Source organism: Morganella sp. TYF_1, assembly GCF_043105645.1.
Taxonomy (GTDB): Bacteria; Pseudomonadota; Gammaproteobacteria; order Enterobacterales; family Enterobacteriaceae; genus Morganella; species Morganella morganii_B.
Window position 1 is genome coordinate 877,728 of record NZ_JBICLU010000026.1, and the last position, 21,190, is coordinate 898,917.

At 49.1% G+C, this 21,190-nt stretch carries 24 protein-coding genes and 1 tRNA gene; 7 read left to right on the forward strand and 18 right to left on the reverse strand.

The features are described from left to right. The first annotated feature begins 109 nt into the window (after positions 1 to 109). Positions 110 to 484, forward strand: a complete 375-nt coding sequence (locus ACF8OF_RS17715; protein WP_392497284.1) for a guanylate kinase — start codon at positions 110 to 112, stop codon at positions 482 to 484. Between the two features lie 9 nt (positions 485 to 493). Here the strand turns inward: ACF8OF_RS17715 and ACF8OF_RS17720 are convergent, their stop codons facing one another. Then, positions 494 to 1,234, reverse strand: a complete 741-nt coding sequence (locus tag ACF8OF_RS17720) for a cyclase family protein (RefSeq protein ID WP_262860690.1) — start codon at positions 1,232 to 1,234, stop codon at positions 494 to 496. A 133-nt stretch (positions 1,235 to 1,367) separates the two neighbouring features. On the opposite strand from ACF8OF_RS17720, the gene ACF8OF_RS17725 reads away from it, so the two are divergent. After that, positions 1,368 to 1,658, forward strand: a complete 291-nt coding sequence (locus ACF8OF_RS17725) for a putative quinol monooxygenase (RefSeq protein WP_127375941.1) — start codon at positions 1,368 to 1,370, stop codon at positions 1,656 to 1,658. 33 nt (positions 1,659 to 1,691) lie between these two features. Here ACF8OF_RS17725 and ACF8OF_RS17730 read toward each other — a convergent pair whose 3' ends face one another. Next, positions 1,692 to 2,327, reverse strand: coding sequence for a glutathione S-transferase family protein (locus ACF8OF_RS17730; RefSeq protein ID WP_392497285.1), 636 nt, complete (start codon positions 2,325 to 2,327; stop codon positions 1,692 to 1,694). 74 nt (positions 2,328 to 2,401) lie between these two features. Further along, positions 2,402 to 3,340, reverse strand: coding sequence for a LysR family transcriptional regulator (locus ACF8OF_RS17735; protein WP_392497286.1), 939 nt, complete (start codon positions 3,338 to 3,340; stop codon positions 2,402 to 2,404). Between the two features lie 114 nt (positions 3,341 to 3,454). On the opposite strand from ACF8OF_RS17735, the gene ACF8OF_RS17740 reads away from it, so the two are divergent. The 4 genes from ACF8OF_RS17740 (at position 3,455) to ACF8OF_RS17755 (ending at position 5,439) form a co-directional block, all read left to right on the forward strand. Further along, the gene (locus ACF8OF_RS17740) at positions 3,455 to 3,907 is read left to right on the forward strand and encodes a DMT family transporter (protein ID WP_262860692.1); all 453 of its coding nucleotides are present in this window, start codon (positions 3,455 to 3,457) and stop codon (positions 3,905 to 3,907) included. Beyond that, entirely contained in the window at positions 3,907 to 4,335 is a 429-nt protein-coding gene (locus tag ACF8OF_RS17745) for a DMT family transporter (RefSeq protein ID WP_392497287.1), read from the forward strand. The genes ACF8OF_RS17740 and ACF8OF_RS17745 overlap by 1 nt, the downstream gene beginning before the upstream one ends. 79 nt (positions 4,336 to 4,414) lie before the next feature. Then, positions 4,415 to 4,723 carry an antibiotic biosynthesis monooxygenase gene (locus ACF8OF_RS17750; RefSeq protein ID WP_279796574.1) on the forward strand — a complete coding sequence of 103 codons (309 nt, stop codon included), beginning with the start codon at positions 4,415 to 4,417 and terminating at the stop codon, positions 4,721 to 4,723. 14 nt (positions 4,724 to 4,737) lie between these two features. Then, complete coding sequence (locus ACF8OF_RS17755; protein ID WP_262860694.1) at positions 4,738 to 5,439, forward strand: helix-turn-helix transcriptional regulator; 702 nt, start codon at positions 4,738 to 4,740, stop codon at positions 5,437 to 5,439. Here the strand turns inward: ACF8OF_RS17755 and ACF8OF_RS17760 are convergent. The 15 genes from ACF8OF_RS17760 to xerD form a co-directional block, all read right to left on the reverse strand. Continuing rightward, entirely contained in the window at positions 5,434 to 5,700 is a 267-nt protein-coding gene (locus tag ACF8OF_RS17760) for a DUF2798 domain-containing protein (protein WP_004238319.1), read from the reverse strand. The genes ACF8OF_RS17755 and ACF8OF_RS17760 overlap by 6 nt on opposite strands. A gap of 181 nt (positions 5,701 to 5,881) precedes the next feature. Continuing rightward, complete coding sequence (locus ACF8OF_RS17765) at positions 5,882 to 7,303, reverse strand: DKNYY domain-containing protein (protein ID WP_392497288.1); 1,422 nt, start codon at positions 7,301 to 7,303, stop codon at positions 5,882 to 5,884. A gap of 85 nt (positions 7,304 to 7,388) precedes the next feature. Further along, positions 7,389 to 8,009, reverse strand: a complete 621-nt coding sequence (locus ACF8OF_RS17770; protein ID WP_262860697.1) for a TetR/AcrR family transcriptional regulator — start codon at positions 8,007 to 8,009, stop codon at positions 7,389 to 7,391. 134 nt (positions 8,010 to 8,143) lie between these two features. Then, positions 8,144 to 9,472 carry a putrescine-ornithine antiporter gene (gene potE, locus ACF8OF_RS17775; RefSeq protein ID WP_046894607.1) on the reverse strand — a complete coding sequence of 443 codons (1,329 nt, stop codon included), beginning with the start codon at positions 9,470 to 9,472 and terminating at the stop codon, positions 8,144 to 8,146. Between the two features lie 63 nt (positions 9,473 to 9,535). Further along, complete coding sequence (speF, locus tag ACF8OF_RS17780; protein WP_392497289.1) at positions 9,536 to 11,698, reverse strand: ornithine decarboxylase SpeF; 2,163 nt, start codon at positions 11,696 to 11,698, stop codon at positions 9,536 to 9,538. A 380-nt stretch (positions 11,699 to 12,078) separates the two neighbouring features. Beyond that, complete coding sequence (gene speFL / locus ACF8OF_RS17785; RefSeq protein WP_262860699.1) at positions 12,079 to 12,186, reverse strand: leader peptide SpeFL; 108 nt, start codon at positions 12,184 to 12,186, stop codon at positions 12,079 to 12,081. A gap of 426 nt (positions 12,187 to 12,612) precedes the next feature. Next, complete coding sequence (locus tag ACF8OF_RS17790; protein WP_392497372.1) at positions 12,613 to 12,855, reverse strand: hypothetical protein; 243 nt, start codon at positions 12,853 to 12,855, stop codon at positions 12,613 to 12,615. Positions 12,856 to 12,883: 28 nt separating this feature from the next. Next, positions 12,884 to 13,390 (reverse strand): tetratricopeptide repeat protein, encoded by a 507-nt coding sequence (locus ACF8OF_RS17795; protein ID WP_392497290.1) that lies wholly within the window; start codon positions 13,388 to 13,390, stop codon positions 12,884 to 12,886. Between the two features lie 205 nt (positions 13,391 to 13,595). Next, positions 13,596 to 13,910 (reverse strand): hypothetical protein, encoded by a 315-nt coding sequence (locus tag ACF8OF_RS17800; protein WP_392497291.1) that lies wholly within the window; start codon positions 13,908 to 13,910, stop codon positions 13,596 to 13,598. Positions 13,911 to 14,252: 342 nt separating this feature from the next. Next, positions 14,253 to 14,326: transfer RNA gene (locus tag ACF8OF_RS17805), tRNA-Gly, on the reverse strand. 105 nt (positions 14,327 to 14,431) lie between these two features. Then, on the reverse strand, positions 14,432 to 15,949 hold the full coding sequence (lysS, locus tag ACF8OF_RS17810) for a lysine--tRNA ligase (protein ID WP_072870044.1): 1,518 nt from the start codon (positions 15,947 to 15,949) through the stop codon (positions 14,432 to 14,434). Positions 15,950 to 15,958: 9 nt separating this feature from the next. Beyond that, a protein-coding gene (gene prfB / locus ACF8OF_RS17815; protein WP_096862115.1) for a peptide chain release factor 2 occupies positions 15,959 to 17,057 on the reverse strand; the annotation gives its coding sequence in 2 pieces (ribosomal slippage) (positions 15,959 to 16,981 and positions 16,983 to 17,057; 1,098 coding nt in all). Positions 17,058 to 17,161: 104 nt separating this feature from the next. Beyond that, positions 17,162 to 18,895, reverse strand: a complete 1,734-nt coding sequence (gene recJ / locus ACF8OF_RS17820) for a single-stranded-DNA-specific exonuclease RecJ (protein WP_392497292.1) — start codon at positions 18,893 to 18,895, stop codon at positions 17,162 to 17,164. A gap of 22 nt (positions 18,896 to 18,917) precedes the next feature. Then, entirely contained in the window at positions 18,918 to 19,610 is a 693-nt protein-coding gene (gene dsbC, locus ACF8OF_RS17825) for a bifunctional protein-disulfide isomerase/oxidoreductase DsbC (RefSeq protein ID WP_262883365.1), read from the reverse strand. A gap of 12 nt (positions 19,611 to 19,622) precedes the next feature. After that, on the reverse strand, positions 19,623 to 20,537 hold the full coding sequence (gene xerD, locus ACF8OF_RS17830; protein ID WP_262860706.1) for a site-specific tyrosine recombinase XerD: 915 nt from the start codon (positions 20,535 to 20,537) through the stop codon (positions 19,623 to 19,625). A gap of 133 nt (positions 20,538 to 20,670) precedes the next feature. Here xerD and fldB point away from each other — a divergent pair, with 133 nt between their 5' ends. Continuing rightward, positions 20,671 to 21,189 (forward strand): flavodoxin FldB, encoded by a 519-nt coding sequence (gene fldB, locus ACF8OF_RS17835; protein WP_004238332.1) that lies wholly within the window; start codon positions 20,671 to 20,673, stop codon positions 21,187 to 21,189. Position 21,190: the final 1 nt, after the last annotated feature.

Below are 21,190 nucleotides of genomic sequence, written 5' to 3' on the forward strand. Positions count from 1 at the left end.
AATATCCCTTTTATCTGATGACACATGCCAATAAAAATAAAATAGTGACCACGACGGGAAATAACACACGAACGGCATTTGCCTGATAACCGCAAGAGGATTGATATTTATGTACCGTCACACTGAAACGACAGCTGTCACACCTGCGTTTACCGATGAACGCCGGTTGTTATGGCAGACACTGGAGACATTCCCTGCCGAAAGTCAGGAATACCGGGATATCTGTGTAAGCTTACTGGCTCCGGTGATTTGTGATCTGAAAAAAACAAAACATACCGGACAGATAACCAGAGACTCACTCTTACAGATCCTGTCCCGCTATGATGAATACGGCGAACAGCAGGAATTTATTTTATCCCGTCTTTGGCAGTCACTGCCGGAAACATTATCCGGCAGTGACCTCAAATCGCTGATTGCCGCCGAGCTCAATCAGCTGCTCTATGTGAATAACCAGCTGACGTTCTCTCAGTTTAATCTCCGCTGATACGCCGCATTAATCCGGCAAAATCGCAAATGACCGGACCGGGAATCCGCCCGCATTGTCCGGCTTTGCCACGATATTAAAAATCACCGCGCCTTTGGCCGGGACTTTATCGAGGTTGGTCAGCAGTTCTATCTGGTATGCATCCTGATCCAGTACAAAATATTCCGCCAGCAACGCACTGTTTTTGCGGAAATCCTGCGCCGAATCGGTATCAAAGGTTTCATGCCCCACGGCACTGATCCCGCGCTCACGGAACAGAAATTCCAGCGCATCCATTCCCCATCCCGGAATATGGTTGTTTCCTTCCGCATCTTTATTATCCATCAGTGCCTGTGACGGCCAGCGTTTGCTCCAGTCCGTACGCAGTGCCACAAAACTGCCGCTGTCAATACGCCCGTGAACCTGTTCAAACGCCAGCACATCGTCTGCGGATAACGCAAAATCCGCATCCTGCTGTGCCCTGGCGGACTGATCAATCACCACCAGCGGCAGTACCAGTTCTTTCAGTTCCAGTTCATGAACAAAGCGCCGCCCCTGCACAAAATGGCACGGTGCATCAATGTGGGTGCCGTACTGGCCGGGAAACGTAAACTGCTGGGCAAAAAAGCCGTCGCGGTAATCAAACAGCGTTTTAAACTCCGCCGGTTCAAACATAAAAAAGTGCGGTGAATCCGCATTAAATGCGTGTGTCAGGTCGATCCATTTTTTGGATTTCAACAGATTAATTGCGCCGATTAATGATAATGACATTCTGCCTCCTCAATGTTATACCGGTAGTTGTTGTGATTTATGCTCTGGTTATCAGTCAGAATTTACACGGCTTGCCGGGGAAGTCATTTGCAGATATTTCATGTTGTTGTCCGCACCGGACAAGGGGAAGATAATGTTAAAAGTGATTGCTGAAGATTTTATGCAGCCGGATGCCGTTGAGATCCTGATGCCGATGTATGAAGAACTGGTTGCCGCCACCCGCCGTGAGCCGCTGTGTATCAGTTATGATCTGTTTGTCGATCAGAAAGACCCGGGGCATTTTGTTTTTATCGAAACCTGGCCGGATCAGGCTGCGCTGGATGCCCATTGCGCCAGTGAGCACTTCCGCCGCCTGGTACCCGCGATTAATCAATATCAGCGCGCCGAACCGCGTTTTATCCTGATGGACAGCGCCGTTAAGTAACAATCAGGGCGGGTATTCCCGCCCTTTCTGTTTTCAGTCGTGGATGATTTTCGCTTCTTTCGCTGCAGCCTCACACCACTCAATGATGGCAGGATGCGCCAGGATCCGGTCAATCCACACCTGTGCCGCCGCTGAAAACGGCAGCTGATAAGTCCGTGCGCGCAGAGCCACCGGCGCATAAAACGCATCCGCCGCGCTGATATTTTCCCCTGCCAGCCACGGGCCGCCGAACCGGGTTAATCCCTCACACCAGAGCTGATCCAGACGCTGGCACTCTTTCTGTAATTCCGGTGTCATCCCGGCGGCCGGGCGGCTTTCTGTGCAGTTCAGCGGGCACTCGCGGCGCAGCGTGGTAAACCCGGAATGCATTTCTGCCGCAGCAGAGCGCGCCCATGCCCGGGCGGTTTTTTCCGCCGGCCAGGTCTGCGGGTGATCCTCTGCAATATACTCGCAGATTGCCAGAGAATCCCAGACCGTGGTCTCCGCCGTCACCAGACACGGCACCAGCCCGGACGGGGAAAAACGGATAAATTTCTCATAACTGCTGCCGCCCGGCACAAAGGTGGCCAGTTGTTCATCAAACGGGATATTCAGGGCTTTCAGTAAAAACCAGGGTCTCAGCGACCAGGAAGAGTAATTTTTATTGGCGATCCACAATTGCAGAGACATATAACCCCTCCCGATGAAATTAAAATAAAGGATATAAACAGCAGGCTGATTGCCTTACCCAATGTAGCCGGTTTTTATTCCGCTGCCTTAAAAAAGGATAAATCCTGTTCATATTCTTTCTGATAGGGCCCTTCCGTGCCCAGCGCATCCTGCAAAAAATGTAAAAATGCGGAGACTTTTTTCGGCAGATAGTCACGATCCGGATAAACCGCATAGATATGATGCAGCGGCAGCGGGTATTCCGGCAGTAACGGGAGCAGCCGCCCGGCACGGATATCCGGTGCAGCGATAAACTGCGGCAGCTGGCAGATCCCCGTTCCCTGCAAAACAGCCTGATGCAGCGCCAGACTGTTGTTGGCGCGCAGCGTGCCCTGCGGGGTAAAACGCACGACGTCTCCCCGATGCAGAAATGTCCAGGACTGACCGGCCTGAAAATAGCTGTAAAACAAGCAATTATGTGCTTTCAGGTCAGTCAGATCCTGTGGTGTGCCGTGTCGTGCCAGATAGGCCGGAGACGCGCACAACACACTGCGGCAGGGGGACAACACGCGGGCAATCAGCGAGGAATCCTGCAATTCACCGATCCGCACAGCCAGATCAAACCCTTCCCCGACCAGGTCCGTCAGTTTGTCATCAAACACCATTTCCGCCCGTAATGACGGCCAGCGCTGTAAAAATTCAGGCATTATGTTAGCCAGATGCAGACTGCCGAATACCGCCGGGGCACTGATTTTCAGTGTGCCGTCAACCTCACGGCTGTAATGTGACAATGCATCCTGCCCGTCCAGCACCGCCTGATGGGCTTTTTTCAGATAGGCGTAATAAAGCTGCCCGGCTTCCGTCAGCTGCAAATGGCGCGTGGTACGGGTGATCAGCCGGATGCCGGTTTGTGTTTCCAGCGCCGCCAGTTTTTTACTGACCGCCGATTTGGTCATATGCAGATACTCTGCCGCTTTTGTCAGGCTCCCCTGCTCGGTGATCGCAATAAACACCGGTAACAGCGAAAAATCCATAGCACCCTCTTCATTGTCAACTTACAGGAAACGCTGTTTTTCTATTTATAGCGTTTATTTCGGACACCAGCAATCTCTATACTCTCTCCGTCCGCAATAACGTGAAAAATGATGATGAAAAAAGAGATCCTGTTACCGCTGATTGCCTTACTTTCCGGGGTATTACTCACCCTGATGATTATGAGCAACAGCTATTTATCCACCTTTACTTCCCCGCTGCACGCCTCCTGGCTGACACACGGTATCGGCGCTGTGGTTGCCCTGATTATCTGGCTGACAGTGAAAAAACACCTGCCGCAACGCCGCGCCGGCGCGAAAATTCCGCGGTGGTGCTATCTCGGCGGGATACCCGGTGCATTTACCGTACTGCTGGCGGCGATCACTGTTAACAGCCCGCTGTCACTCTCCGGCTCGATTGTGCTGATGCTTGCGGGCCAGATAGTGACAGGGCTGATTATCGACCATTTTGGTCTGATGGGACTGACACGGCGCAAAGCGACAGGCCGCGACGGGCTGACACTGCTGCTGTTATTCAGCGGCTGTATTTTGATCATTGCAGGAAAATAATGATGTTACTGTTTTATATTAGTATTGCGCTGACAAATGGCATTTGCATTATTTTCAGCCGCAGCATCAACGGCAGATTATCTCAGAGCAGTAATGCGTTTTATGCTTCGCTGGTTAATCATATCGCCGGGTTTATCTTCCTGAGTGTGGTTGTTCTGTTTTACCTGCCGAAATTCCCTGTCACGCTGAGTAACATTCCGCTGATCGCATTCACCGGTGGTATTATCGGTGCCTGTTTCGTGGTGATAAACAGTTATATTCTGCCGCTGCTCGGTGCCACACTGACCACCATTCTGGCTATCTGTGGTCAGGTATTATCCGGCTTTATTATCGATATCCTACAGCACGGCATGCCGTCACATCCGGTGGTGCAGATAACCGGTGTGATTTTAATCCTGCTGGCAATCGCGGTCCGCTACCGGACATAATTCTTCTTATTTCGTTACTCAGCGAAGTGTTTTCTCTGCGCTTCCGTTATGATTAGCCGGACTGCATAAGGAGAAGCCTATGTTTGCTGTAATTTTTGAAGTGACTATGCCGGAAGATAAGCAATCCCGTTATCTGGATATCGCCGCCGGGTTGCGCCCGCTGCTCAGTGAGGCTGAGGGCTTTATCTCCATTGAACGTTTTGCCAGCCTGAGCACACCGGGCAAATTATTATCGCTCTCATTATGGGAAGACGAAGCTTCTCTGCTGAAATGGAAACAAAACCTGCAGCACCGCCGGGCTCAGGAAGAAGGTAAAGCGGATATTTTTTCTTTTTACCGCATCCGTATTGCTGAAATCACCCGTGAATATGATTTCGGGCAGGAATAATCGGCGGAGCTGATATGTCAGAAGAACACACGTCTGAGTTAGAAACCGCGCTTGCCGGTGTGGCTGCCGCACTGGCTGATCCGTCCCGCATCCGCATGCTCTGCGCCCTGATGGACGGCAGAGCCTGGACAGCAACTGAACTGAGCATTGCCGCAGATATCAGTGCCTCCACCACCAGTGCGCATCTGGCAAAACTGGTCGCCGGAAAGCTGATCATCTGTATTCCGCAGGGGCGTCACCGCTATTATCAGCTGGCCGGATTAAACGTGGCCGAAATCATCGAAAAAATGATGAATCTCACCGGCATTCCGGTAACAGCCGCCATCCGCAAATCCTCCGCCCCGCCGCATTTACGGCAGGCCAGAACCTGTTATGACCACCTGGCGGGGGAAACGGCAGTGGCTGTATATGATGCGATGCAGGAAAAAGGCTGGATAACCGCTGACGGTACGGCGCTGACGGTATCCGGCGAATCTGCACTGACTGCGCTCGGGCTGCCTGCCGCCCATACCGTAAAACGGGTTTTCTGCTGCGGCTGTCTGGATTGGAGTGAACGCCGGTTTCACCTCGGCGGCTATCTGGGCGCAGCCCTATTCACGCACTGTGAGCAACAGGGCTGGCTGATCCGCACGCCTGGCTACCGGGAAGTGACAATTACCGGAAAAGGGAAAAAACACTTCCGGCAATGGTTAGGGATTCAGATCCCGTCATTATGAACTTCTGACCAGTAATAACGATAATTTGCGGGCGAACGGCAGAACAAATAAGACGGTCGGGAACGCAATAGCCCAGGATATTCCCCATGATGTCAGCCACGGAGAAACCAGCAGCCAGGAGAATCCCAGTGCTTTGACGGTACTGATAAACGAAACAATACCACTCATCACCAGCGATAAGAAAAAAGGCACCAGAAAGATTAACGCGCGCTGAGGCAGCTTCGGAAAACCTAAAATATAATTTTTGTCCTGAAAAGACATAGACGACTCCGTATAGTGACGACACAACAACACATAACTGTTGTAATGCACAAAGTTACATGCGTTGATTAACGTAAACGCTTACGGGTCAGAGAATTGACCTTTGATGGCGCTATTCTATGAATCTGAGTGCATTTGTCAAATGCAATTTATTCTCAATAAGAAAAATAATCGCGGTTATTCAGTCATCATCCGAAAAATTCAGGAAACTGAACATGCTCTCTTTATAACGGGTGGTGGCCTTCAGCATTTCTGTACCGGAAACCGCCTGCAAACGCCCGTCATGCGCCATTTTCCGGAGGTCATCGACCCGCAGGTCATCACTCAGTAACGCGCGTACAGTCGTATTCTCCGGAATTAAATAGATTGGTCCGCGCATAAGCTGTGATGCGCCCAGCCGGTCAAAATAATAATATTGCCCGCCTTTCTGCCAGACCTCCCCGTAATGGTGAGAGGTAATGTCGCCGACTTTTACCCAGTTATCCGCTGTATTATCATCAAGACGATAAAGTATCGTACTGCGGGAAATCAGCCCCGGTGATTTCCGGCCGCCCCATGATTCCGCCCCCTGCAAATACCGGGTTTCATTGCCGCAGATGAAAATCAGCGGTGATATTTCCTGACAGCTATCCTGCAACGGCGGGTTATCACCGGCGCGGCGGATTTTTTCTTTTTTCCGGTCATAAAAATAAACACCCCGGCGGGATAAAAACAGCCCCTGATTAACATGCTGACCATAGTAACTGATCACACGGTAAGGCGCATATTCCGGCGGGAATACGACATTATTCATGGCCGCCTGACCGGTTTGCGGATCAAATAAATAGGCTTCCTGAAATAAATTACCGAGGTAAAAACCATACAGTGATTCTGTATCTTTCAGCGGTAATAAATGGTGCTGATAATAAACATGTTCCCCGTCGTGATAAAATACCCGGCTCTCACGCACTGATTTATCATCCTGCCGGACAGCCACAGGGCGCAATGCCGCCGGATTTGCTCCCGGCATTAATTTACCGTCAAAGAAAACCTGCTCTCCGTTACTGATAAGACCGGAATCCGGTAATATCCGGTAAGGTATGGCTGACGACGGCAATGGCTGCTGCGGATAATAGTAAGTCAGAGGCTTATCACTCAGCCCCCAGCCGTAACGCCATTCCTGATACAACTTTTGCAGACCGGATAGTTCATTATTTATCCGCGTATACGGAGCACAGAAAACGGTATTTTTACCATCGGTAAAATAGCCATTCCCGATAGTAACCGCCGTCTGAGGATTAAAATCCGCAACGGGAAGATTACCGCACCAGGCGTGATATTTATCGGCTGCAAATTGCCGGCCATTATGGTTGTTATTGTCAGGCAATAACCGGAAACTGTCCGGATCCGCACCGGGGATTAAAAAATACCCGTCAGACGGCACAGCGGCATAAACCCGGTCGTCATACAATGTGAAAACGGAGTGCCCGAATGGTTTCCCGTTCCGGTCAATATCGTAATACGGTGTTTTATCCATGGCCAGAATGACCCCGGATATAAACAGGACAGAAACCAGCATAATGCCGGACAGAATGACAAGAACAAGGCGTTTACGGGCTTTCATAGGATGGAAATAGTATCCGGAAACACTGCCGTCTGCTATCAGAGAAAACCATTTTTCAGCCCGGAATTATCATCTTTCCCGGCTGTTATGCCAGTATCTGCTTCATAAAAATAGTCATAAACAGATCCAGCGGTTCACCGTTGCGGGTCAGTTTGGCACGCATGACCGCCCCTTCCCAGCCAGCCCAGAAAAAGACTGCCATCTGCCTGCAATCAATATTTCCGGAAATAAGACTTTGTGCCTGTGCTTCCAGAAGGCAATCTTCCACTTTCTTTTGCCAGCCGGTAATAATGTCATTAAGTAATTCGCAATACCCTGCCGGCAGACTGACAACTTCCTGCCCGAGATTACCGATCAGGCACCCGCGCTGCCAGTGGTATTTTTCCATTCCGGATTTGGCAATCCTGCAAAATGTCAGTAATCTTTCCGGTGGCGGCAATGTGGTATCAGACAGACATTTATCCAGCAGATGAGAAAAACAGCGGTCATAATGACGTATCACTTTCACACCGAAATTTTCTTTACTGCCAAAGTAATAATAAAAAGATCCCTTCGGAACACCGGCTTTTGTTAATATTCCGCTGATATCTGATGTCATATACCCTGTTTCGGTAAACACCTCCGTACCACTGCGGATCAATATTTCTTTTACATCGGTGCCTGCATCATGGTTTTTCGGCGGTCGTCCCCGTTTCGGCTTTGTCATTATTGCTGTCATTACGTTTTATCTCTGTTATGCGGAATAGACAGATTGCTGTCCGTATACATTCCGGCTGTTTCGCTGCAGGAAAAAATCCTCCCGCCGTTACTGCACGGGAGGAACCCACCGGAGAGTGTTCGTTATTTCATCATTACGTCCTGGTTTTGTTTCATTTCAAACCGCGGGGAAACAAAGCCATACAGTGTCCAGCCGAGGAAGGTGGCAAGCGCCCCCCACATCACAGCATCTTCACCGGATGAATACAGCGCATAGAAACTATAAACAGCACCGATAAATGCAATCACATTGCCTGTCCGTGCTTTCTTAGGATCCACATTGGCGACTTTCTGCAGAATAATCATGGCAGCCATGGAAAGGATATAAGGGATAATATTGGTAACAACCGCCAGGTTAACCAGCACATTGAATTGTTTATTCAGTGACGGGCTGATGGTCATCAGCGACAGTGCAGACTGAATAATAACAATAACCAGCATACCTTTTACCGGGGCATCCGCTTTGGTAACGGCAGAAAAGATTTTCGGGAAATAACCGGAATCGGATGATGATTTAAATACCTGCGCAATAGTGAACTGCCAGCCTAATAATGAACCGCAGCAGGACATAATCATCAGCGCCATAACAACCTTACCCACACCCGGCGTAAACATTTGTGAGAATGCCAGGCCAAACGGCGCAGTCGAGTTTGCCAGATCCATATTCGGTACAATACCGGCGATGACGTTTGTTGATACGATATAAATAACCGCTGCACCTAATGTTCCGCCCAATACCGCTATCGGCACATTTTTCTCAGGATTATCAACCGCCTCACTGTTAGCACAGGCAGATTCCATCCCTAAAAATGCCCATAATGTCATCGCAATAGAGGAACCGACCGCCTCAAAAAGCGGAAAGTTATGCGGGTTCCAGGAATTAACATACAGTTCAGGGCTGAACCACCACCAGCCGATAACCGAAATACCGACAACCGGAATAATGACCCCCCAGACAGTCACACTGCTGATCCGTCCGGTGATCCGTGCACCGCCGAAGTTTGCCACCGTACAAATCCACAACACCACAATTGTGGCAATACAGATACCCAGCGGCGTCATCGCCGCATCCATCAGTTCAGCACCATAACCGACAGCGGAAATCGCGATCGCAACGTTTGCAATCAGCAGAGAAACACCATAGGTGTAATTCGCCATAAAGTTACCGGATTTACCAAATGCGTATTCCGCGTAACCACCCATCCCTCCGCTGCGGCGGCTGTACATACCGCACTTGGCAAATGCATAGGCCAGCGCCATAGAACCGACGGCGGTCACAACCCATGACAGAATAGAAACCGTCCCCACTTCCGCCAGTTTTGTCGGCAGCATAATGATGCCGGATCCCATCATATTCACTGCGGTTAATATCGTGAGCTGTAATACGCTCATTTTATTCTTTGAAGCACTCATCATATTTCTCCCCGGCTGACGGAGCACGCTCATCCGCGCTCCGTCATGCACGAATTAACGAACTCAGTGTTTAATTACATAGCCGTATGCCCGCTGACGACCATCGTCATCACAGCGGATATACACACCCTGTAATTCCGGTGAGAATCCCGGGAAGAGGTTAATCCCCTCCTCGAGCGCCAGAAAATATTGCTGCACGGAGCCGCCCCAGATTTCCCCCGGAACCACACACAGAACCCCCGGCGGATAAGGCAGAGCACCTTCAGCCGCAATACGGCCTTCAATCTGATCCACTGCGACCAGTTCCGCATTACCGCGCACAAACGCAATATTTGCGGCCTGCGGCAACATGCTGACCTGCGGGAAGTGTGATTTGCGGAACATCTCTTTCTGGCGTTGTTTCACATTAAACTTCACATACATATCATGCATTTCCTGACATAACTGACGGATGGTATACCCCAGATAACGGGCTTCATGCGCATGATATACAGACGGCAGTACCTCTTTCAGCGGCGCATCCTGCTCCAGTAATTGCTCAAAACGGGCAATCTGAGCCACCAGATGCTGCATTTTTGCCATGCTCTCGGCAGGGGTCAGCAGGAACAGAATGGAGTTGAGATCGCATTTTTCAGGAATGATATTATTTTCACGCAGATAGTTAGCCAGAATCGTTGCCGGCACACCGAATGCTTCATAATTACCGGTTTTGGCATCAATACCCGGCGTTGTCAGCAGTAATTTGCACGGATCAACAAAATACTGATTTTCTTCATATCCCTCAAAGGCATGCCAGCGCTCACCCGGCACAAAATTGAAGAACCGGAGATCATTGGCAATCACATCAGTCTCAAAATCACCCCATGAACGGCCATCGATAGTTTCCGGAATGAACGGGCGGATATACTGACAGGATTTGAGCAGCAACTTACGGGTTTCAATCCCGGTTTTCACGCAATCCATCCATAAACGCTTACCGGATTTCCCTTCATGCATTTTGGCGTTCACATCCAGAGCGGCAAACAGCGGATAGAACGGGCTGGTGGAGGCATGCATCATAAAGGCATTGTTCAGACGCTTATGATTCACATAACGGCTCTGACCTTTAATATGACTGTCTTTTTTATGGATCTGGGATGTCTGAGAGAAACCGGCCTGTTGTTTATGGACTGATTGTGTGACCAGAATTCCGGGATCATTTTCATTCAGATCCAGCAAAAGCGGAGAACAATCTTTCATCATCGGAATAAACTGTTCATAACCAACCCAGGCGGAATCAAATAAAATGTAGTCACATAAATGACCGATTTTATCGACAACCTGACGTGCGTTATAAATTGTGCCGTCATATGTACCCAGCTGAATTACGGCCAGGCGGAACGGACGTTTTTCACCGGTTCGTTCAGGTGCGACTTCTTTAATTAAGCCGCGAAGATAATCTTCCTCAAAACAGTGGGCATCAATTCCGCCGATAAATCCGAACGGGTTACGCGCCGCTTCCAGATAAACCGGTGTTGCCCCTGCCTGTATTAATGCGCCGTGGTGGTTTGATTTGTGGTTGTTACGATCGAATAATACCAGGTCACCCGGCGCCAGTAAGGCATTCAGCACCACTTTATTTGAAGACGACGTACCATTAAGGACAAAATAGGTTTTATCCGCATTAAAGACTTTCGCCGCATGCTGTTGTGCCGCGCACGGAGCACCTTCATGAATCAGCAGATCCCCCATGGAGACATCCGCATTACATAAATCAGAACGGAATAAATTTTCACCGAAATATTCAGCAAACTGGTTACCCAGCGGGTGGCGGCGGAAAAACTCCCCGCCCTGATGTCCGGGACAATCAAAAGCCGAATTGCCCTGCTCAACATATTTTTTCAGACTGCCGAAAAATGGCGGTAACAGGCTTTCTTCATATTTCAGGGCCGCTGTTTCCAGTTGCTTACTGTATAATTCACCGTTCTTTTTATTTAAATCAATCACACCGGTTAACCGTGTAATGATATCTGCCGGAATGACTTCGTGATCACTGATTACAGCGAAAACCGGCTGTTCAAAACTGTGCTGCTCAATAAAATCCAGCTTTCCGTCGCGGATATCATCAAGTGAAATAACAATGACAGCAACATCAGTAAAATCTGTATTCAGGATATCCACACATTCCCGGTGTGTTGAAATATAGTCAGACATATCATAGCTGACAGCTACTTTATAACTTTTCATTTTCATACCTTTTATTTTTGGCAAAAACTTCCCGCTGAAACAGTCAGAAAAAATATTTCAGTTATTTATTTTCATAAATGCGAATTTGTTCCCTCAATATACTATTGAGTTAAAAAATCACATTTCTCTTTATGCCATTACGTATGTCAAAACAATATTCAGGACTGACGGTTTTCACTGTCTCAGCAGGGGCTTTTTTTTACCGCAGCCGGGAATGACGAAAACGGTTTACCTGCACATTGATATGCATGAAAGCCAGAGTATGAATTATCAATCAGAATTCAGCATATCCACACATAAATGCGGGATATAGTGAGAAAGAGGTCGACGATCCATACGATGGCAATATGCAGACAACGTCATGGATGTCAGTAGAGGGACTACCTATGTGCATTAAAACGATTAAAATCAAAACACGAACGATGTGAGAACATCATAAGGTGTGTGACACGTCTTATATGCGGCCAAAATCGGTTGTTGTTTTCCATTTTTGCACCTGTTTAAAATTAAGACTATCTGACGAACAATTATTAATATAACCATGTACAAATGCCATACCGTGACATATATCAAAATAATAATCCTAAAAATAGGTTTCACCAAAATTAATTAGTGTAAAAATACATTTTGTTAATGCTGTGTTGTATATATCACCCGCATCAATTAAAAAATAAATACATATTTAATATAGTTACTACGTCTATATTATATATAACAACTAACACACCATCATTATAGTGACACGGTCTATATTCTTTATTTAAAAATAATAAAACACAACCGTGATATATATATTTAATCAAATGGCACTAATAGTTTAATTTTAAATTAGGACGTGATAACAATAAATTACCAGCAATACTATTTTGTGACCGCAAGACTCGCAAAATTAATAAGGTATTATTTTTGAATAATTATTCATTAAACCGGCAATCGTCGCTGTGGTGAATCAGGTGTTGCCTGAGAGAGCGGATAGCGGACGTGTTATTGCTGAACGGATTAATGAGACTGGCGATCAGACGAAAGCCGGTAAAGTGCGGGACAAGGGTATTGCCGGGAAATTGAATTAAATTACAGAATCCGGCGATTTCAGAACACGTCCGGCTGTATTCTGTGGCGGCTCCATCACTGACTGAGACAGCAGCGGCACAGTACATCAGACTCCGCAAACATAGAACACGACATTCATTTATCCTGAATTGATTTTTTTAAATTACAACCGACAAAAGATCCTGACTCACAAGCCTTGCTATACCATTTTTTCGCTTTTAGTTTATTTTTCGGAAAAAAATAACCACCTGTGGAATATAAATCCCCAAGGCTTATTTGTGCCCTTACATTTCCCTGTTCAGCGGCTTTTTCATACCATTTTTTTGCAAGAAAATAATTTTTATGAACACCTGTTCCTGAATAATAGAAGTCTCCGGCCTGTATCTGAGCAGTTAAATTCCCCTGCATTCCGGCTTTTTCATACCAGTAAAGTGCCTGAGCCGGGAATGCAAAAACGCCATCACCTTCATTATATATATCGCCGATTTTTTTTTGAGCAACCGGGTCTCCTTTTTGAGCGTCGGGAAGCAACAGGATGTATTCAGGCTTACCCCTGATTTCCGCTAACATAGCGTCATAATCAACAGCAGCGAAAGATTCAGCCGCAATAAAATAAAGAAATAACCATGTGAAAATTTTCATATTCTACCTGTCCGTCTATTTTATTCTGACTGCATACCCTCTGTATATGAGCATAGATATAATGTTTCGTAAACCACTCATGCCAGGATTTTAAGATTAAGCATCTGAATTTTCCGCTGTTCAGCCTGCCCTCACGGGCTTCCTGCGATGTACATAAATCATCATTCTTATTACTCTGCTAATAATTAACTATTCCACATAAAAACTAATTACTTCCGGATTTATATTTAGCCCTGTAAATCCGTTTCTCATCATTAACACATTCCAGGGTAAACACCTCATTGATTGATCCGATTCTTACTTTAAAATGTGTGCCGCTATCAACGTCAATCACTGTTGGGTAAGCATTACTGAAATTGGAGATTACAGTCTTCGCTATTGATTTACATTCATTAAATAACATTTCAGAGCTATCAGATTTATCCAAAACGGGTATTTCGCTATCAGGGATTTTATTGATAACAGTCATATCCAGCAGCTCTGAGGGAGTATAAACAACGTCAGACGTCTCCTCAGCCATACCAAAAACCGGAATTAACATGCATAACCCTATTATTTTCTTCATGCTTTCAATCCATTAATGTTATCAATAAATGATTTATTCAAGATCGCCATCGTGTTGAACGGGACTGTTTTTTTGTCGTATAAAAAATACATGATCGGTACTGCCCGGTTGCAGCCTGCCGGAAAACAGAAATCGTTACGCTCTGAGATGTCCGAAAATCATCAAATTTCATTCTATACCATTGCTATACACAAAGATGTATCGATTCCGGCAGATCTCAGAATACTGAGTCCGGGCTGTAAGGTCTGGTTTTTACAGGGAATTGAAAATTTAAGAAGATATTCAGAAGGACTTGATTGGAGCGGGCGAAGGGAATCGAACCCTCGTATAGAGCTTGGGAAGCTCTCGTTCTGCCATTGAACTACGCCCGCGTCAGGATGTGTGAGATTATACGCCGGTCATCTTGTTTATCAAGAGGATAGTGAAAAAAAAAGCCCCACAAATTTGTGAGGCCCCGTATTCATTTACTGCAGCAATTATTTTCCCGGACGCATTGCAGGGAACAGGATGACGTCACGGATGGTGTGGCTGTCAGTAAACAGCATAACCATACGGTCGATCCCGATACCCAGACCCGCTGTCGGCGGCAGACCGTGTTCCAGTGCGACAACATAGTCTTCGTCATAGAACATCGCTTCGTCATCACCGGCGTCTTTCTGGCGGACCTGCTCGGCAAAACGTTCTGCCTGATCTTCCGCATCGTTCAGCTCGGAGAAACCGTTACCGATTTCACGGCCGCCGATAAAGAATTCAAAGCGGTCAGTAATAAACGGATTATCGTCATTACGGCGTGCCAGCGGAGAGACTTCTGCCGGATATTCAATGATGAATGTCGGCTGGATCAGATGGCTTTCTGCCACTTCCTCGAAGATTTCACACTGTACGCGGCCCAGACCCCATGATTTTTCAATTTTGATGTTCAGGGATTTCGCGATAGCAACCGCTTTATCCATATCATCCAGATCCGCCATATTGGTTTCCGGACGATATTTGCAGATAGCTTCTTTCATGGTGAGTTTGGCAAACGGTTTGCCGAAATCGAATTCCTGGTCACCGTATTTCACAACCGGGTTGCCCAGCACATCCTGCGCAATAGTACGGAACAGCTCTTCGGTCAGCGCAATCAGGTCTTTATAATCGGCATACGCCATATAAAGTTCCATCATGGTGAATTCAGGGTTGTGACGCGGAGAAACCCCTTCGTTACGGAAGTTACGGTTGATTTCAAACACACGCTCAAAGCCACCGACCACCAGACGCTTCAGATACAGTTCCGGCGCAATACGCAGATACATATCGATATCCAGCGCATTATGATGGGTAACAAACGGACGCGCACTTGCCCCGCCTGGGATCACCTGCATCATCGGGGTTTCCACTTCCATAAACCCTTTGTTCACCATGAATTTACGGATTTCAGCCAGAATACGTGAACGCACCGCAAAGGTATGACGGGATTCATCGTTGGCGATCAGATCCAGATAACGCTGGCGGTAACGGGTTTCCTGGTCATTCAGACCGTGGAATTTATCCGGTAACGGACGCAGTGCTTTGGTCAGCAGACGGACTTCGGTACAGTGAACAGTCAGCTCACCGGTTTTGGTTTTAAATAACTTACCGCGCGCCGCGAGGATATCGCCCAGATCCCATTTTTTAAAGGATTCGTTGTACACGCCTTCAGCCAGATCATCACGGGAAACGTAAATCTGAATACGGCCCGCCGTGTCCTGTAAGGTGGCAAAAGAGGCTTTACCCATGATACGGCGGGTCATCATACGACCGGCAATCGCCACTTCGATATTCAGCGCTTCCAGCTCTTCCGCGCTTTTTTCGCCATATTTCTCATGCAGCTCACCGGATACCGCGTCACGGCGGAAATCATTCGGGAATGCAACGGCTTCTTTTTCACGCAGCAGTGCCAGTTTTTCACGGCGTGTTTTTAATTCGTTATTTAAATCAGGTGCCTGCTCAGCACTGTGTTGGTCTTGTGACATTTTTAATCCTTATAAACCCGCTTTTAAGCTGGCCTCAATAAATTTATCCAGATCACCGTCTAATACAGCCTGCGTATTGCGGGTTTCCACACCGGTACGGAGATCTTTAATACGGGAATCATCAAGCACATAAGAACGGATCTGACTGCCCCAGCCGATGTCGGATTTGTTATCTTCCATTTCTTGTTTATCGGCGTTTTTCTTCTGCATTTCATATTCATAAAGTTTTGCTTTCATCTGACGGAAAGCCTGATCTTTATTCTTATGCTGCGAGCGGTCATTCTGGCACTGTGTGACGATACCGGTCGGAATATGGGTCAGACGCACCGCAGATTCCGTTTTGTTGACGTGCTGACCACCGGCACCGGAGGCACGGTAAACGTCAATACGGATATCCGCCGGATTGATTTCAATATCAATGTCATCGTCCACTTCCGGATAGATAAACGCGGAACTGAACGAGGTATGGCGGCGGCCGCCGGAGTCAAACGGGCTCTTGCGCACCAGGCGGTGAACGCCGGTTTCTGTGCGGAGCCATCCGTAGGCATATTCGCCCATGATCTTAACTGTTGCCGATTTCAGGCCAGCCACATCGCCGTCAGATTCTTCAATAATTTCGGTTTTAAAGCCGCGGCTTTCTGCCCAGCGCAGATACATACGCAGCAGCATGCTTGCCCAGTCCTGAGCTTCTGTACCGCCGGAACCGGCCTGGAGGTCAAGGTAGCAGTCAGCGCTGTCATATTCACCGGAGAACATCCGGCGGAATTCCAGCTGACCGAGTTTGTCTTCCAGTCCTTTCAGCTCTTCAACCGCTTCGTTAAAGGTCTCTTCGTCATCGGCTTCGACGGCGAGTTCCAGCAGACCGCTGACATCCTCAAGCCCCTGGTCAAGGTCATCGATGGTTTCCACGATGGCTTCCAGAGAGGCGCGTTCCTTACCGAGTGCCTGGGCACGTTCAGGTTCGTTCCAGACGTCAGGCTGTTCCAGCTCGGCGTTAACTTCTTCTAAGCGCTCTTTCTTGGCATCGTAGTCAAAGATACCCCCGAAGCACCGAAGTACGCTCAGTCAAATCCTGGATCTGATTTTTTACCGGGTTAATTTCAAACATGTCTTTTTATCTTTTGTTGATTGTCAGGTAATAATGTGAGAACTGTATATTGTAACGAAAATCCGCTCATCATGACAGCATTGCAACCCTCTTTCGGACTAAAATTAATCCGGCCAGATATGTTCTATCAGTAACTGCACACTGCGCTGTCCGCGGAACTCATTCACATCCAGTTTATAGGCGAGACGAACCCGCTGCACACTGTTGTCCGGCCAGTAATTCACATCAACATTAAAGGCGATACCGTCGAGCAGCGGACCACCGCCTTCCGGTTCAATCATCACTTTCAGGTGTTTTTCACCAACGATACGCTGTTGCAGCAGCCGGAATGTGCCGTCAAACAACGGCTCCGGGAACCCCTGCCCCCACGGCCCGCCTTCGCGCAGCAGGCCGGCGGTTTCCAGTGTCATATCCTGCGGTGACAGCACGCCGTCACTCCAGATAACGCCGTGCAGCAGCCCGGGGTCAATCATATCGTCCACCAGCGCGGCAAATTTATGCTGAAAATCAGGAAAACAGGATTCCGGCAGCGAAAGCCCGGCCGCCATGGCATGCCCGCCGAATGCCGCCATCATTCCCGGATTAAGGGTATCGAGCCGCTCGAGCACATCCCGCAGATGCAGGCCGCTTACCGAGCGTCCGGAGCCTTTCAGCAGACCATCGCCGCAGGGGGCAAAGGCAATCACCGGTCGGTGATAACGCTCTTTAATACGCGAGGCGAGAATACCGACCACACCCTGATGCCATTCCGGGTGATACAACGCAATGCCCGATGGCATTTCCGTGGTGCTATGCTCAATTTTGCTGAACAGCGTCAGCGCTTCCTGCTGCATCCCCTGCTCGATTTCGCGCCGGGTCTGGTTCAGGCCATCCAGCTCATGCGCCAGCATGCGGGCTTTCGCCATATCATCCGTCAGCAGCAGTTCAACACCGACTGACATATCATCCAGTCTGCCCGCCGCATTCAGACGCGGCCCGAGGGCAAAACCGAGGTCACTCGCCACCAATCCGGAAGCCTGTCGTTTGGAGATTTCCAGCAGTGCGGTGATCCCGGCACAGCAGCGCCCGGCACGGATGCGGTTCAGCCCCTGATGCACCAGGATGCGGTTATTCTGATCGAGCGGCACCACGTCCGCCACCGTGCCCAGTGCGACCAGATCCAGCATTTCAGCCAGGTTCGGCTCGGCAATATTCTGTTGCGCGAACCAGTCATCCGCCCGCAGTGATGCCCGCAGCGCGGACATCAGATAAAAGGTTACGCCGACACCGGCGAGGGATTTGGAGAGAAAATCACAATCCGCCAGATTCGGGTTAATGATTGCTTCCGCCGGCGGCAGGATCTCCCCCGGCAGATGGTGGTCAGTCACAATCACGCGGATCCCGGCAGCATGCGCAGCGGCGACACCGTCATGAGAGGAAATGCCGTTATCCACGGTCATAATCAGCTCTGCCCCTTTGCGGCGGGCCTGCTCTGTCACCTGTGCGCTGAGCCCGTAGCCGTCCTCAAAACGGTTGGGGACCAGGAAATCCACCTGCCGGAAGCCCATCCGGCGCAGTGCGCGCACCGACAATGCGGTGCTGGTTGCGCCGTCAGCATCAAAATCGCCGACAATCACAATCCGCTGATTCTGGTGCAGTGCTTCTTTCAGCAGTACAACCGCTTGGTCAATCCCGTTGAGCTGACCATAATTAAGCAGTCCTCGTGCGCCGCGCTCCAGTTGCTCCGCAGAGGTGATCCCTCTGGCGGCATACAGGCGGCATAGCAGTTCGGGGCGATCGGGAGAAAGCAGTGCGGTGTAATCCGCCGCATCACGGCGGCGGAGTTCTGTTTTTATCATAACAACCTGATTATACTATTAATTATTTATTTACTAATTCAGCAATTTTATCTGCAGATAAGTAACCGGCAATCAGCGTTCCGTCCTCAAGGACAATCGCCGGGGTACCGGTGATGCCGAATTTCAGGCCGAGATTGTAGTGTTTACTGATATCAATGTTGCAGCTGTCTATCTGTGGGATAGGCTCATTACGGAATGCATTATCCAGCGCTTTGGTTTTGAAGCCGTTACACCAGACAGACTGCATGTCCCGCCCGACTGCCGACTCCGGCCCTTTGCGCGGAAACGCCAGATAACGGACCGTAATGCCTTTATCATTCAGCGCCTTATTTTCATTATGTAATTTCAGGCAGTACGGACAGGTGATATCCGTAAAAACCGTAATAACGTGGTTGCCGCGCTGAGATTTATAAATGATCATCTCATTTTCCAGGCTGTTCAGCTCATCCAGCAGCACATTATTGGTGATGTTTTTCGGGGTTTTGCCGCTCATATCAAACATCGGCCCCTGCAGCAGATAACGGCCGTCATCGCTGATATAAAAAACGCCCTGCGGCGTGGCAACTGCCGAGACCCCCGGTACCGGTGACGGGCGGATCATGGTGGCGGTCATATCCATCTTGCCCAGTGCCGCCCTGATTTCGCTTTCCCCGGCGGCTGCACCGTGGCTGAACACCAGCAGAAGCGCCAGTGCGGATGATACAATTTTCAGCATACTGTTTCCTTATCAGCCGCGCGGATGGTGCTGCTGGTGCAGCGTACGTAACCGCTCCGTCGCGACATGGGTATAAATTTGTGTGGTGGATAAATCACTGTGCCCCAGCAGCATCTGCACCACCCGCAGATCGGCCCCGTGATTGAGCAGGTGCGTGGCAAAGGCATGGCGCAGCACATGGGGCGAGAGTTTTTCTGTCGCAATTCCCGCCACCACCGCATAATGTTTAATACGGTGCCAGAATGTCTGCCGTGTCATCTGCCGCCCGAGTTTGCTCGGAAACAGCACATCTGCGGCCTGCCCGTTCAGCAGTGACGGCCTGGCCTGTGCCAGATAGACCTCCAGCCAGTACACTGCCTCTTCCCCCATCGGCACCAGGCGCTCTTTATTACCTTTACCGATTACGCGGATCACGCCCTGGCGCAGACTGACATCCGGCAGCGACAGTGACACCAGTTCTGTCACGCGCAAACCACAGGCATAAAGCACTTCCAGCATGGCTTTGTCGCGCAGTTCAAGCGGATCGGTCACATCCGGAGCCGCCAGCAGGTCATCCACCTGGCTTTCACTTAAATCTTTCGGCAGCCGGGCGGGCAGTTTGGGTGCTGACAGCTGAATGGTCGGATCATCCGTCCGCAGTTTTTCACGGTAGCAATACTGGAAAAACCGGCGCAGCGAACTGAGCATCCGTGCCGAACTGGTCGCTTTGTAACCGCGATCCAGCCTGTCTGCCAGAAAAGCCTGCAAATCAAGGGTGGTCAGTGATAACCAGTCCAAATCCTGCGGTGCCAGCCAGTCCGCCAGTGCCTGTAAATCCAGGCGGTAGGATGCCAGGGTGTTTTCCGATAAATTCTGTTCCAGCCAGATAGTATCAAGAAACTGCTCTGTCAGTGCATCACTTTCGCTGTGTTGTACGGCGTCCTTCACCGCTGACCTCCCGTTTGAATTCCCGTGTCAGAATTAACTTATCTTCTGTTACAATACCGTAATCCTGTGATGAAAGCAGCGCACAGAGGCGGTAAGCTTTCATTTTTTACCCGATACACAGCAGAATAAACAGATGAAAATTGGTCTTTTTTATGGTTCCAGCACCTGCTATACCGAAATGGCAGCTGAAAAAATCCGTGATATTTTAGGTGATGATCTCGTTGAACTCCATGATGTGAAAGAGACAGATCTGCAACTGATGGAAAGCTACCCGGTGCTGATCCTCGGTATTCCGACCTGGGATTTCGGTGAAATCCAGGAAGACTGGCTGGCAGTGTGGGAGCAACTGCCGCAGCTTGATTTATCGGGAAAAATTGTCGCCATGTACGGCATGGGTGATCAGGTGGATTACAGTGACTGGTTCCTGGACGCACTGGGTTATCTGCATCAGCAGCTGCAATCATCCGGGGTGAAATTTGCCGGTTACTGGCCGGTGGACGGTTATACCTTCACCAGCCCGAAAGCCCTGACCCCGGACGGCAAACACTTTGTCGGCCTGGCACTTGATGACGTCAATCAGTATGACGAGAGCGAAGAACGTATCGCCACATGGTGCATGCAGGTACTTGAGGAAGTGCAGGAACTGCTGTAAG